A 12,596-nucleotide genomic window follows, 5' to 3' on the forward strand; every position below is an offset into this window, starting at 1 on the left:
CGTAGGGGTCCTGGAAGATGATCTGGGCCTTTCGGCGGAACGCGCGCAACTGGCTGGCATCGAAGCCGAGCAGGTCGCGGCCTTCGAAGCGGATGCTGCCCGCATCGGGCTCGATGAGCCGCAGCACCAGCCGGCTGACGGTCGACTTGCCGCAACCGGATTCGCCGACCAGCGCCAGCGTCTCGCCGGCCTCGACATGAAAGCTCACGCCGTCGACCGCCTTGACGTGAGCGGTCGGCCGGCCGAACAGCGAACGCTCGGCGACGAAATGTTTGACGACATTTTCGACTTCGAGGAGGGCGCTCACGACACCAGCCTCTCGAGCGGCGCTCTGATGCAGCGCGACGCATGACCGGGCGTGATCTCTACGAGCGGCGGCTGAGCCTTCAGGCAGACCTCGTCGACAAAGGGGCAGCGCGCGGCAAAGCGACAGCCGGCAGGCGGGTTCGCCATGTTCGGCACCATGCCCTCGATGGTGGCGAGATGCCGGGCGCTGCGGTCGAGCCGCGGGATCGAACCGAGCAGGCCGACCGTGTAGGGGTGTTGCGGAGCGGCAAAGAGCTCGGCGACCGCGGCGCGCTCGACGATCTCGCCGGCATACATCACCGCGACCTCGTCGCAGACCTCGGCGACGACACCGAGATCGTGGGTGATCAGGATGATCGCCGCCCCGCTTGCCGCCTTCAGCTCGCGCATCAGGTCGAGGATCTGCGCCTGCAGCGTGACGTCGAGCGCGGTGGTCGGCTCATCGGCGATCAGAAGCCGGGGGTCGCAGGCCAGCGCCATCGCGATCATGACGCGCTGGCGCATGCCACCGGACAGCTTGTGCGGATAGTCGTCGATGCGCCGCTCCGGCGAGGGGATGTGAACGCGACGCAGCAGGTCGATTGCGCGCGCGCGGGCCGAGGCGCGCGCTCCACCGCGATGGCGCAGGATCGTCTCGATGATCTGTTCGCCGATGGTCAGGCTCGGATTGAGCGAGGTCATCGGTTCCTGAAAAATCATCGCGAGCCGGTTGCCGCGCAGATCGCGCAGGGTCTGGTCGGACGCTTCCAGCAGGTCGAAGCCGTCGAACCGGATCGCACCGGAAACCTCGGCGGATTGTCTCGACAACAGGCCCATGATCGCCAGCGAAGTGACGCTCTTGCCGCAGCCGGATTCGCCGACCAGGCCCAGCGTCGCGCCCTTGGCGACGCTGAGGTCGAGACGATCGACGGCATGGGTCAGGCGGCCATCGTCGCCATGGAACAGCACGCGCAAGCCCTCGATTTCGATCAGCGGGACTGCGGTCATGGCTCGCTCGCCAGCGCGGTCTCGATACCGGCGTCGATGGCGGCGCGATCGGTGATCCCGGCCGGATTCTGCCGCGTCGGCATGAATTTTCGAAAATGCACCCAGCGCTCGCGGCTGACGCGTTCCAGCCGCTCCAGCTCTGCGAGCGGATCAGCATGATCGTCGACGCGCAGATCGAGCGCCGACCATTCCTCGGTCTGGTGGATCAACAGCGCGGCGGACTGCTTGCCGCGCTTGTCGCCGCCGGCCGTTTCGCCGGCGCGCAGCGCCGCGATCAGCCGGCGGGCAAAGGGCAGATCGGCACTGGCGGCATAGGCTTCCGCCGTTTCGTCCAGCACTTGCGCGCCCGCGAGCATGTTGCCGGCCAGGGAAAAGCCACAGCCCTCGATATGCCCGCACCAATCGATGCAGTCGCGGCCGGTGTGGGCCGCGATCCGACCGGCCGCATCCATGATGTGAAGCTGCCGGTGGTCGCGGCCGCCATCCGCCGCGATCAGAATGTTGACGACCTCGCTCGGGCTCTTGCCGTCGCGAAGCAGCTTCAGGCCGTCGATGCCGTAATAGGGATTGACCAGCGCCTGCGTGGCAATGCCGCCGATCCCGGCCGCGATATGGGGCACCCGGGCGCCGACCGCGAAAAACCGGGTGGCCACCGCGATGCCGATCTGGCCGGTGGCAGCGTCGCGGGCGATGATCGACCAGGTCATGCGTCTGCCTGTTTGAGCATGCTAGCGTCCCGCCGCGTAGCCCTGCATGCCGCGCGGATTGGCGGCGGCGCGCCGGCGCGGGCCAATCCTGGAAGCGGCGGTCAGGCGTCCCTCCGACCAGTCGGGGCCGGTCTCGACCAGATGGCCGCGGCGCTCGAGCTCATCGATGGTCGGCTTCGGTACGCGGTTTTCGACCACCAGCACGCCGGGCCGCGCGGTGCGCGGCCAGAACGAGATCGGGAAATGCTCGGAATGCCAGGCCGGCGCGTCGATTGCTTCCTGCAGGTTCATCCTGGCATGGACGTGCCGCAGGAAGAATTGCGTGATCCATTGATCCTGCTGGTCGCCGCCGGGCGAGCCCCAGGCGAGATAGGGCTCGCCGTCGCGCAGTGCCATGCTTGGGCTCAGCGTGGTGCGCGGCCGCTTTCCCGGCGCCAGCGCCGCAGGATGTTTCTCGTCGAGCCAGAACATCTGGGCGCGGCTGCCGAGACAGAAGCCGAGCTCGGGAATGACCGGCGAGGATTGCAGCCAGCCGCCCGAAGGCGTCGCCGAGATCATGTTGCCTTCCGTGTCGATGATGTCGAAATGCACGGTGTCGCCGCGCACCTCGCCGAAACGGCCGACCGTCGGCTCGCCCGCGCCCATGGCGCCGACCGCCTCGCGATGGCCATCGGCATGGCGCAATTTGACGACCGAACCGAAACCTTGCACCGAGCCCGGGATGAAATCGAGCGAGGCCTTGTCGGTGATCAGCTTGCGGCGCGCGTCGTTGTAGGCGTCCGACAGCAGCGTCGTGATCGGGATCTCGCTGAATTTGGGATCGCCATAGAACGTCTCGCGATCGGCATAAGCGAGCTTGGCGCATTCAACCTGCAGGTGAATGAACTCGGGGCCGGCCGGATCGAGCCCGTCGAGCTGAAAGCCCTTCAACAGCGCGAGCTGCTGCAGCATCACCGGGCCCTGGCTCCAGACGCCGGCCTTGCAGACGGTGTAGCGGCCGTAGTCGTAAGTGAGCGGCGCCTCGATGGTCGGCTCCCAGCGCGCCATGTCGTCGGCCGACAGCACGCCCCTGTGCGGCGAGCCCGAGACGTCCATCACCTCCTGGGTCCGGCAGAACTGATCGATTGCCTCGGCGACAAAACCATGCGACCAGGCCTTGCGGGCGCGCTCGATCTGGGCCGTGCGGTCGCCGCCCGCGCTTTCGGCCTCTTCGAGGATGCGGGTGTAAGTCGCCGCGAGTTGCTTGTTGGTGAAGATGGTGCCGGGTTTCGGCACCTCGTCGTTGGGCAGATAGACCGCAGCCGAACTCGGCCAGTGCTTCCTGAACAATTGCTCGACGGTCTTGATGGTCGCGGACGCCCGCTCGACCAGCGGAAAGCCGTTGCGCGCATAGGCGATGGCGGGCTCCAGCACGTCGCGCAGCCGCAAGCTGCCATAGTCGCGCAGCAGCAGCATCCAGGACTCGAAGGTGCCTGGAACGCAGGCCGCGAGCAGGCCGGTGCCGGGCACCATCTCCAGCCCCTCGCTCTTGTAGTGCGCGATGGTCGCGCGCGCAGGTGCCGGACCCTGGCCGCAGATGACCTCGGTGCGGCCGCGCCTGACGTCGTGCACGATGATCGGCACGTCGCCGCCGGGACCGTTGAGATGCGGCTCGACCACCTGCAGGGCGAAGGCGGTGGCGACGCCGGCGTCGAACGCGTTGCCGCCTTTCTCGAGCGTCGCCATCCCCACCGCGGTCGCGATCCAGTGGGTGGACGTCACCACCCCGAAGGTGCCTTCGATCTCGGGGCGGGTGGTGAAGGGATCGGGATTGATATTGCTCATGGTGGCCTGTTGCTAGCGCTGAAGGCGGGCAATTGAGCATAGGGCCATTGTCCTGCCAACACGCAAGCTGGAAACTTGCCTCGGGCGGCACCGGCCTCGCATCCTCGTGATCATGCCAGCGCCGCTGCGTCGGTCGCATGGTTAACGGCGTGGCAGGCGACGCCGCCGATCAGCGCGGGCGCGTCCCTGCGGCACAGGTCGAACGCGAGCGGGCAGCGCGGGTTGAAGGCGCAGCCGGGCGGCGGATCAATCGGGTTGGGGATTTCGCCCTTGACGGGAATCCGCGCCCGGCCGGACATCGCGAGATCCGGCACCGCGCCGAGCAGCATCTTGGTGTAGGGCATGCGCGGCGAAGTAAACAGTTCGCGGCCTTCGGCGATCTCGACGATGCGGCCGAGATACATCACGCCGACGCGGCTCGCCATGTGGCGCACCACGGCGAGGTTGTGGCTGATGAACAGATAGGTCAGGCCGAACCTGTCCTGCAGGTCGCGCATCAGATTGAGGATCTGCGCCTGGACCGAGACATCCAGCGCCGAGGTCGGCTCGTCGCAGACGATGAACTCGGCGTTGGTTGCCAGCGCCCGCGCGATCGCGATGCGCTGCCGTTGGCCGCCGGAGAATTCATGCGGATATCGCGTGCCGTCGTCGGCATGCAGCCCGACCAGCGCGAGCAGCTCGCCGACCCGCTCCTGGATCTGGCGCTCGCCCTCGATCAGCGCGAAGGCGCGGATCGGCTCGGCGATGATGGCATCGACCCGGAAGCGCGGATTGAGGCTCGCATAGGGGTCCTGAAAAATCATCTGGATACGGCGCCGCAGCCGCTGGCGCGCCTGCGTCTGCCTCGGGTCGGTCATCGAGACGCCGTCGATGACGACATCGCCCGAGCTCGGCGGCAGCAGGCCGACCACCATCCGTGCCACGGTGGTCTTGCCGGAGCCGGATTCGCCGACCAAGGCGAAGGTCTCGCCTTGCCGGATGTCGAAGCTCACGCCGTCGACGGCCCTGAGATATTCGAGGCGGCCGCCCTCCAGCACGCGGTTGAGCCATGGCTTCGAAACGTCGAACAGCCGGCGCAGATTCCTGATCTCGACAAAGGGCGGGCTCATGCCGCGCTCTCCTTCACCGCACCGTTGAGATGGCAGGCGACCGCCTGGGCGCCGTGCCGGATCGGCTCCGGCCGTTCGATGCGGCAGCGATCGAAGGCAAGGCCGCAGCGCGGATTGAACGCGCAGCCTGGCGGGATTGCCGACAGCCGCGGCATGGCGCCTGGAATCTGGACCAGGCGCCTGTCTTCGCCGGCAAGGGTCGGGATCGCGCCCATCAAGCCCCTGGCATAGGGATGCAGCGGATTGCTGGTGACATCCTGCACCGGGCCGATTTCGGCGATGCGGCCGGAATACATCACCGCGACGCGGTCGCAGGTCTCGGCGATCACGCCCATGTCGTGGGTCACGAGCATGACCGCGGTGCCGTGGTCGCGGCCCAGGCGCTTGATCAGCGCGATGATCTGAGCCTGCACCGAGACATCGAGCGCGGTGGTGGGTTCGTCGGCGATGATCAATTCCGGCTCGGCGCAGATTGCGAGCGCGATCACCACGCGCTGGCGCATGCCGCCGGAGAATTCGTGCGGATAGCCGTCGATGCGCTTGTCCGGCGCGGGGATGCCGACCTCGGCCAACAGATCAATGGCGCGTTTTCGCGCGGCATGTTCTGTGAGATTGGTATGCGTCCTGATGGTCTCGATGATCTGGTCACCGATCCGGTACAGCGGGTTGAGGCTGGTGAGCGGATCCTGGAAGATCATGCCGATGCGTTTTCCCCGCAGCTTGCGCATCTCTTCCGCCGGCAGATTGTCGATCCGCAGGCCCGATAGATAGATCTCGCCGCCCGCGATGCGACCGGGCGGATCGATCAGCCCGATGACCGCAAGCCCGGTGACGGATTTGCCGGCCCCGGACTCGCCAACCACGCCCAGCACTTCGCCGTTGGCGATGTCGAAGGAGACGCCGTCGATCGCGCGCAACTTTTCACGCCGGGTGGTGAAGTCCACCTGAAGATTGCGAACGGAGAGAACCGGCTCGCTCATCTGGCCCATTTCTCGGACATAACGCCTCTCATCGCAGTTTCGGATTGAGTGCGTCGCGCAGCCAGTCGCCGAGCAGGTTGATGGCGAGGATCAAGGCCGCCAGCGCCAGGCCGGGGAAGGCCACGATCCACCATTCGCCGGAGAACAGATAATTGTTGCCGATCCGGATCAATGTGCCGAGCGAGGGCATGGTGTCGGGCATGCCGGAGCCGAGAAACGACAGCGTCGCTTCGGTGATGATCGCGAGCGCCAGATTGATGGTCGCAATCACCAGCACCGGCCCCGTCGTGTTGGGCAGCACGTGGCGCAGCATGATCACCGGCGCCGGCAGGCCGATCAATTGGGCTGCCGCGACGTAGTCCTTGTTCTTCTCGACCAGCACCGAGCCGCGCACGGTTCGGGCATATTGCACCCAGAAACTCAGGCCGATGGCAAGCACCAGCACCGCCAGCATGCTGACGGCGTCGAGCCGGTTGCCGAACAGCGACTTGGCGACGCCGTTGATGAGCAGCGCGATCAGGATGGCGGGGAAGGTGAGCTGGACGTCGGCCATGCGCATGATCAGGCTGTCGACCGCGCCGCCGACATAGCCTGCGATCAGTCCGAGCACGATGCCGAGCGCGCCGGAGAGCACCACGCCGAGCACGCCGACCGTGAGCGATATGCGCAGGCCATAGAGGATCGCGGACAGCACGTCGCGGCCCTGCTCGTCGGTGCCGAGCAGGAACGGCGCCTGGCCATCGGCGGTCCACAGCGGCGGAATGCGCGAATTCATCAATTGCAGCTGCGCCGGATCGAACGGATTCTGCACCGCGATGAGGGGAGCGAAGATCGCGAGCAGGAAGAACAGCAAGGTCAGCGCGGCTGCCGCCATGGCGAGCCTGGAGCGGCGAAACGCATAGAACAGGTCGCTCTCGACCGTGCGCGCGAGCCAGCTTGGAGATGTCACCGGCGCCCGCGACGCGCTGGATTCGGCTTTGTGTGGGACGACGGCGTCGCTCATGATCAAGCCGGCCGGCCAACGGTCGCACGCAGGCGCGGATCGACGATGGTGTAGAGAATGTCGACCACCAGATTGATGGTCACGAACATCAAGGACACCATCAAGAGATAGGCTGCCATGATCGGGATATCGACGTTTTGCACGGCCTGGACGAACAACAGGCCCATTCCCGGCCATTGGAACACGGTTTCGGTGATGATCGCGAATGCAATAACCGAGCCAAATTGCAGCCCGGCCACGGTGATGACGGGAACCAGCGTATTGCGCAACGCGTGGCCGAAATGGATCGCCCGCGTGGTCAGGCCGCGTGCCCGGGCAAAGCGAATATAATCGGTGCGCAGCACTTCCAGCATTTCGGCGCGCACCAGCCGCATGATCAGCGTCAGCTGGAACAGCCCCAGCGTGATCGAAGGCAGGATCAGGGCCTTCAGTCCGGAGACCGTGAGCAGTCCCGTGCTCCACCAGCCGATCCGCACCACCTCGCCGCGGCCGAACGAGGGCAGCCAGCCCAGCACCACCGCGAACAGATAGATCAGGAGAATGCCGATCAGGAAGGTCGGCAGCGAAATCCCGATCAGCGACACCGCCTGCAGCAGCTTTGCCGGGAAAGAGTCGCGCCGGAGCGCCGAATAGACCCCCATCAGGATACCGAACACCATCGCAAAGATGGTGGCGCAGGTGGCAAGCTCGAGCGTCGCCGGCATGCGCTCCTTCAGGAGATCGCCGACGGGCTGGCGGAATTGATAGGAGACGCCGAACTTGAACTGCCCGGCGTTGACCAGATAACGCGCGAACTGGACGATGACGGGATCGTCGAGGCCGAGCGATGTGCGGATCGCGGCGCGCTCGGCGCCCGAGGTATCGATCGCGACCATCTGATTGACCGGGTCGCCGGCGAAGCGGAACATCGAGAAGGCGATGATCCCGACCGCGATCATGACGCCGACGGCCTGGAAAGCCCGGCGCAGCGTGAAAGCGAGCATGATGATCCTTTCACTTCTTCGTAACTGAGGCGCGCCTGATCGGAAGCGCACCGAAAATCCCGTAAGCCATGACGCCGCCGGAATCCGTCCTGTCAAGCAGGCTTACTCGCCCTGTTTGGTGGCCCAGTAGAGCAGCACCTGGTTGTCGGCGCGCTGCGTCAGTTTGACCTTGTTCGAGACGCCCCAGGCCAGCGCCTGCTGGTGCAGCGGGATATAGCCGTAATCCTTGATGCCGATCTCGAAGGCCTGCTTGATCAATTGATCGCGCTTGGCCGGATCGATTTCGACCAGCACCCTGTCGGTCAGCGCGTCGAGCTCCTTGTTGCAGTAGCCGCCGAGATTGGCTTCGCCGCGCGTGGAATCCTTGGGGTCGTCGCGGCAGCCCATGATGTCGTGCAGCACGCTGTAGGAATCCTGCGATCCCGGCTGCCAGCCCAACAGATAGAACGAGGTCTTGTAGCCGCCGGGCTTCAGCACCTTGGCGAAATATTGCTGCTTCGGTTGCGCCAAAAGATCGATCTTGACTCCGATGCGGGCCAGCATGCCGACCACGGCCTGACAGATCGCGGAGTCATTGACGTAACGGTCGTTGGGACAATCCATCGTGACCTCGAAGCCGTCGGGATAGCCGGCTTCGGTCAGGAGTTTCTTGGCCGCGTCCGGATCGGCCTTCTCCCGGGTGAAATCCTTCGACAGCGGAAACAGCTCCGGCGCGATCATCAATGCCGACGGCGTGGACAGCCCGCGCATCACGCGTTTCCTGATCAGCTCGACGTCGATGGCCTTGTAGAAGGCTTCGCGGACCCGGATGTCCTTGAACGGATTCTTTCCCTTGACGTTCGAATACAGCAATTCATCGCGCGCCTGGTCCATGCCGAGGAAGATGGTGCGCAGCTCGGGTCCGGTCATCACCCTGGCGACCCCGCTTGCATTGACGCGATCAATGTCCTGGATCGGCACCGGCTCGATCACGTCGACATCGCCCGACAGCAGCGCGGCGACGCGGGTTGCGTCCGACGCGATCGGTGTGAAGTCGATTTCCTTCAGGTTATGCTCGGGTTTGCCCCACCAGTTCGCGTAGGGCTTGAACACGGTCTTTACGCCCGGCTGGTGGCTCTCGATGAAAAAAGGCCCGGTGCCGTTTTCGTGCAGCGAAGCGTAGCTCGGCGTCGTTGCCGAGGCCGGCGTCGGCGCCACGGAGTTGTTTGCCTCGCACCATTTCCTGTCCATGATGAGCCAGGCGTCCCATTGCGTGATCAGGATCGGATTGGGCGAGGACAGCACGACATCGACGGTATAGTCGTCGACCTTGACGAACCTGGCGTCGGGCGGAATCACGCTGGTGAAGTTGGAGCCCGTGGCGCGGACGCGGCCGGCGGAAAAGATCACGTCGTCGGCGGTGAAGGGGTCGCCGTTGTGGAATGTCACGTTGTGGCGGAGATGAAAGCGCCAACGGGTCGGCTCCGGCGTCTCCCAGCTCTCCGCGAGCGCCGGAATGATCTTCAGAGTCTTGTCGCGGCCGACCAGGCCCTCATAGACATGCGAATGATGCGCGGTGGTGGTGGTTTCCCTGAGCGTATAGGGATCGAGCGATTTGAGGTCGCCCTGGTTGGCATAGCGCAGGATCTGGCCCGATGCCGGCGACATTGCAACCGCTACGATCGCGGCCAGCACCGCTGCAAACAAGGATCGAGATAGCTGCATCCGGTTACGCTCTCTGCTGGTGATGATGTGTTTGTGCAATGTCGACGGGTTGTCGATCGCCGCATGTTGCCAGAGTTTGGCCGCCGCGCAAGGCTTTCCACCCGGTTAACCAGGCCGGTTTGCTTCAGCAAGCTCCATTCACTAGGTTCGGTTATGGCCAAATATGCCATACAACTTTCGGAGTGAGGAATGTCGGAACTGAGGGCTGACGTGCTCGTGCTTGGCGCGGGCATGGTCGGCGTGAGCGCGGCCCTGCATCTGCAGCAGCGGGGACGCGACGTCATCCTGGTCGACAAGCACGATCTGGCCGGCGAGGAGACGAGTTACGGCAATGCCGGAATTGTCGAATGCGCTTCGGTCTTCCCTTACATGTTTCCGCGCGATGTCGCTGAGATCATGCGCTATGCGGCCAATCGCGCGCCGCAGGCGCGCTATCAGTTGGCCGATCTGCCGTTCTTCCTGCCCTGGCTCGTGCGCTATTACCTGGCCTCGGCGCCGGATCGCGCGCTGCGCGGCGCGATGGCCGTACTGCCGCTGATCCGGCGCAGCCTGATCGAGCATGAGCTGCTGATTGCGGAGGCGGGCGTGCCGGACTTGCTGCGGCGGACCGGCTGGATCAAGCTGTTTCGCAGCGATCGCTCGCTCGCCGGCACGCTGCGCGAATTCGAGCGGGCGAAACGATATGGGGTCGAAGGCTGTGTCCTCGATGCCGCAGGGATCGCGCAGCGCGAACCGAGCCTGAGCGGCGCGTTCGCCGGCGCGATCCATTTCTCCGCGCCGGGCTTCGTGCCGGATCCCGGCGGCTTGGCGAAGGCCTATGCCGCGCTGTTTGCGCGCAAGGGCGGGCGGCTTTTCAAAACAGATGCCGGCACGCTTCAGCAGGTGCGAGACGGCTGGCGCGTCGGCGGCCGCGGCCAGGCGGCCCTGGCCCGCGAAGCGGTGGTGGCGCTCGGGCCCTGGTCGGACCTGGTGTTTCGACGGCTCGGCTATTTTATTCCGCTCGGCGTCAAGCGCGGTTATCACCTTCATTTGAACGCGCGCGGCAACGCTGTGCTCAATCATCCGGTGTTGGACTCCGATCTCGGTTATCTGCTGGCGCCGATGAACCGCGGCATCCGGCTCACCACCGGTGTCGAGTTTGCCCGGCGCGATCGGCCACCGACCCCGGTGCAGCTCGAGCAGGCGCTGCCGCGGGCGCACAAGCTGTTTCCGCTGGGTGAGGCGGTCGACGCAAAGCCCTGGATGGGCGCGCGGCCATGCCTGCCCGACATGCTGCCGGTCATCGGCAAGGCGCCGCGTCATGCCGGACTGTGGTTCGACTTCGGCCACCAGCACCACGGGCTGACGCTTGGTCCCGTCTCGGGCCGCTTGCTCGCGGAGATGATGACAGGCGAGACGCCGTTGGCCGATCCTGCCCCGTTCGCGGCCGGGCGTTTTGATTGACCATGGGCGGGAGAACTGTGCTGGAGAACGAAGGCTTCGAACGGGTCGCTTGCGTCGTGCGGCCCATCGCGGTGATACTCGTCGGACCACTATTGTCGAGACCAACAAGCGCGGGATCGGGACATGAAGGTTAATATCGAAATAGATTGCACGCCGCTGGAAGCCCGGCAGTTCTTCGGGCTTCCCGATGTCTCGCCGATGCAGACCGCGATGATGGACAAGCTGCAGCAGCAGATGATGTCCAATATCGACAAGGTCTCGCCGGAGGCGCTGATGCAGAGCTGGTTGACCTTCGATCCGAAAATCGCCGAACGATTCCAGGAGATGTTCGTCACCATGGCCGGGCTCGGCGCCCCGCGCAGCAACGACAAGAAGAAGGCATGACCGCCTGATCAACCGAAGCGCGGCTTCCGGGGACGCATCGAAGCGGGAATAGCGATCACTGTGCTTTGATCATGCCGCCTTGGCAGTGGCGCCGTGCGCGTGCTTGTCGATGGCATCGATCACCTCGGGCCACACCGGTAGCGGCAGCGCATGTCCCATGCCTTCGATCATCAAGAGTCTGGCGCCGGGAATCGAGGCCGCGGTGTCCCTGCCACCCTCGGGCCGCACCAGCGGATCGACGCTGCCGTGAATGACGAGCGTCGGCGCCCTGACGCTGTGCAACCGCGGCTTCCGGCTGCCCGAGGCGAGCACCGCGCGGAGCTGGCGGCCGGCACCGGCCGGATTGAGGCCGCGCGCGAACACGCGTTCGCCAAGCGCGCGATCACGCGCTTCGTCCTCCGGAAAACTGCCGACCCGCAGGAATTTCCAGGTCTGCGCGAAGCGCGCCAGAAATTCTTCCTTGGTCTTCGGCGGCGGCGCCATCAGGATCGCCAGCGCCTGCGGGCTCGGCGGCGGAAGTTTCGGATTGCCAGTCGTCGACATGATCGAGGTCAGCGAACGCACCCGCTCCGGGAACGAAATCGCGATTTCCTGCGCGATCATGCCGCCCATCGATGCGCCGACCAGATGCGCGGATGTGATGCCGAGCGCATCCATCAGCCCGATCGTATCGTGGGCCATGTCGCGCAATTTGTAGGGGGCGGCGACAGGAATTCTCAGAAACCGCAGCTTGAACAGCTCAAACGGCGTCAGGCGCTTGCTGCCTGTCAGCTTGGAGGATTGGCCGACGTCGCGGTTGTCGAACCGGATCACCCGAAATCCGCGGGCCGCGAGCTTGGCGCAGAACTCGTCGTCCCAGATCACCATCTGGGCGCCCAGGCCCATGATCAAGAGCATCGGTTCCGCGCTGGCGTCGCCGAAAATCTCGTAGCAGATGTCGATGCCGTTGGCGCGGGCGATCTGCGGCGGCTGATGAGCAACTGCACTCATGCTGGGTTCCTCTCGCGTGGCTTGGCAAGGTCGGTCAAAACGCTATCGCACGCTTTGCCGACGTGCAGAAGAGGCGCTCCGCCATTGTTGATCCCCCCGGCGCAAGGGCGGAGTATGATCACAAGGCGTTTGGTCAAAAGGCCGGGCTCAGGAAGCCCAGCTTGATTCGTGGGAGG

The 12,596-nt window shown here is 65.2% G+C and carries 12 protein-coding genes; 2 read left to right on the forward strand and 10 right to left on the reverse strand.

The window, feature by feature from the left end; genetic code table 11:
- From WCB02_RS01955 to WCB02_RS01995, 9 genes are all read right to left on the reverse strand, one after another.
- Positions 1-307 (reverse strand): ATP-binding cassette domain-containing protein (locus WCB02_RS01955; protein ID WP_423955776.1); only part of this gene is annotated, 307 nt, incomplete at its 3' end.
- Entirely contained in the window at positions 304-1,293 is a 990-nt protein-coding gene (locus WCB02_RS01960; protein ID WP_423955778.1) for an ABC transporter ATP-binding protein, read from the reverse strand. The genes WCB02_RS01955 and WCB02_RS01960, both read right to left, overlap by 4 nt.
- Entirely contained in the window at positions 1,290-2,000 is a 711-nt protein-coding gene (locus tag WCB02_RS01965) for a DUF1028 domain-containing protein (protein ID WP_423955780.1), read from the reverse strand. Before WCB02_RS01965 ends, WCB02_RS01960 begins: the two co-directional genes overlap by 4 nt.
- Before the next feature lie 21 nt (positions 2,001-2,021).
- Positions 2,022-3,824: a gamma-glutamyltransferase family protein gene (locus WCB02_RS01970; RefSeq protein WP_423955782.1), complete on the reverse strand. Its 1,803-nt coding sequence runs from the start codon at positions 3,822-3,824 to the stop codon at positions 2,022-2,024.
- Positions 3,825-3,934: 110 nt separating this feature from the next.
- Positions 3,935-4,933, reverse strand: coding sequence for an ABC transporter ATP-binding protein (locus tag WCB02_RS01975; protein WP_423955785.1), 999 nt, complete (start codon positions 4,931-4,933; stop codon positions 3,935-3,937).
- A complete protein-coding gene (locus WCB02_RS01980) occupies positions 4,930-5,913 on the reverse strand; it encodes an ABC transporter ATP-binding protein (protein ID WP_423955787.1) in 984 nt (327 codons plus the stop codon). Before WCB02_RS01980 ends, WCB02_RS01975 begins: the two co-directional genes overlap by 4 nt.
- A 28-nt stretch (positions 5,914-5,941) precedes the next feature.
- Positions 5,942-6,916, reverse strand: a complete 975-nt coding sequence (locus WCB02_RS01985; protein ID WP_423955789.1) for an ABC transporter permease — start codon at positions 6,914-6,916, stop codon at positions 5,942-5,944.
- Between the two features lie 2 nt (positions 6,917-6,918).
- Complete coding sequence (locus tag WCB02_RS01990; protein WP_423955791.1) at positions 6,919-7,899, reverse strand: ABC transporter permease; 981 nt, start codon at positions 7,897-7,899, stop codon at positions 6,919-6,921.
- Between the two features lie 102 nt (positions 7,900-8,001).
- Positions 8,002-9,603, reverse strand: a complete 1,602-nt coding sequence (locus tag WCB02_RS01995; RefSeq protein ID WP_423955793.1) for an ABC transporter substrate-binding protein — start codon at positions 9,601-9,603, stop codon at positions 8,002-8,004.
- A gap of 189 nt (positions 9,604-9,792) precedes the next feature.
- On the opposite strand from WCB02_RS01995, the gene WCB02_RS02000 reads away from it, so the two are divergent.
- Positions 9,793-11,046 (forward strand): NAD(P)/FAD-dependent oxidoreductase, encoded by a 1,254-nt coding sequence (locus tag WCB02_RS02000; RefSeq protein WP_423955795.1) that lies wholly within the window; start codon positions 9,793-9,795, stop codon positions 11,044-11,046.
- A gap of 123 nt (positions 11,047-11,169) precedes the next feature.
- Positions 11,170-11,430: a DUF6489 family protein gene (locus tag WCB02_RS02005; RefSeq protein ID WP_423955798.1), complete on the forward strand. Its 261-nt coding sequence runs from the start codon at positions 11,170-11,172 to the stop codon at positions 11,428-11,430.
- Positions 11,431-11,499: 69 nt separating this feature from the next.
- Here the strand turns inward: WCB02_RS02005 and WCB02_RS02010 are convergent, their stop codons facing one another.
- Entirely contained in the window at positions 11,500-12,420 is a 921-nt protein-coding gene (locus WCB02_RS02010) for an alpha/beta fold hydrolase (RefSeq protein WP_423955800.1), read from the reverse strand.
- Between the last annotated feature and the right edge of the window lie 176 nt (positions 12,421-12,596).

Source organism: Bradyrhizobium sp. (assembly GCF_049581145.1).
Taxonomy (GTDB): domain Bacteria; phylum Pseudomonadota; class Alphaproteobacteria; order Rhizobiales; family Xanthobacteraceae; genus Bradyrhizobium.

What these genes read in the sequence shown, in the direction of transcription:
- WCB02_RS02000 (WP_423955795.1), top strand. Translation starts at nt 9,793, where the DNA reads ATGTCGGAACTGAGGGCTGACGTGCTCGTGCTTGGCGCGGGCATGGTC.
- WCB02_RS01985 (WP_423955789.1), bottom strand. Translation starts at nt 6,916, where the DNA reads ATGAGCGACGCCGTCGTCCCACACAAAGCCGAATCCAGCGCGTCGCGG.
- WCB02_RS01965 (WP_423955780.1), bottom strand. Translation starts at nt 2,000, where the DNA reads ATGACCTGGTCGATCATCGCCCGCGACGCTGCCACCGGCCAGATCGGC.
- WCB02_RS01995 (WP_423955793.1), bottom strand. Translation starts at nt 9,603, where the DNA reads ATGCAGCTATCTCGATCCTTGTTTGCAGCGGTGCTGGCCGCGATCGTA.
- WCB02_RS01960 (WP_423955778.1), bottom strand. Translation starts at nt 1,293, where the DNA reads ATGACCGCAGTCCCGCTGATCGAAATCGAGGGCTTGCGCGTGCTGTTC.
- WCB02_RS02010 (WP_423955800.1), bottom strand. Translation starts at nt 12,420, where the DNA reads ATGAGTGCAGTTGCTCATCAGCCGCCGCAGATCGCCCGCGCCAACGGC.
- WCB02_RS01980 (WP_423955787.1), bottom strand. Translation starts at nt 5,913, where the DNA reads ATGAGCGAGCCGGTTCTCTCCGTTCGCAATCTTCAGGTGGACTTCACC.
- WCB02_RS01975 (WP_423955785.1), bottom strand. Translation starts at nt 4,933, where the DNA reads ATGAGCCCGCCCTTTGTCGAGATCAGGAATCTGCGCCGGCTGTTCGAC.
- WCB02_RS01990 (WP_423955791.1), bottom strand. Translation starts at nt 7,899, where the DNA reads ATGCTCGCTTTCACGCTGCGCCGGGCTTTCCAGGCCGTCGGCGTCATG.
- WCB02_RS02005 (WP_423955798.1), top strand. Translation starts at nt 11,170, where the DNA reads ATGAAGGTTAATATCGAAATAGATTGCACGCCGCTGGAAGCCCGGCAG.
- WCB02_RS01970 (WP_423955782.1), bottom strand. Translation starts at nt 3,824, where the DNA reads ATGAGCAATATCAATCCCGATCCCTTCACCACCCGCCCCGAGATCGAA.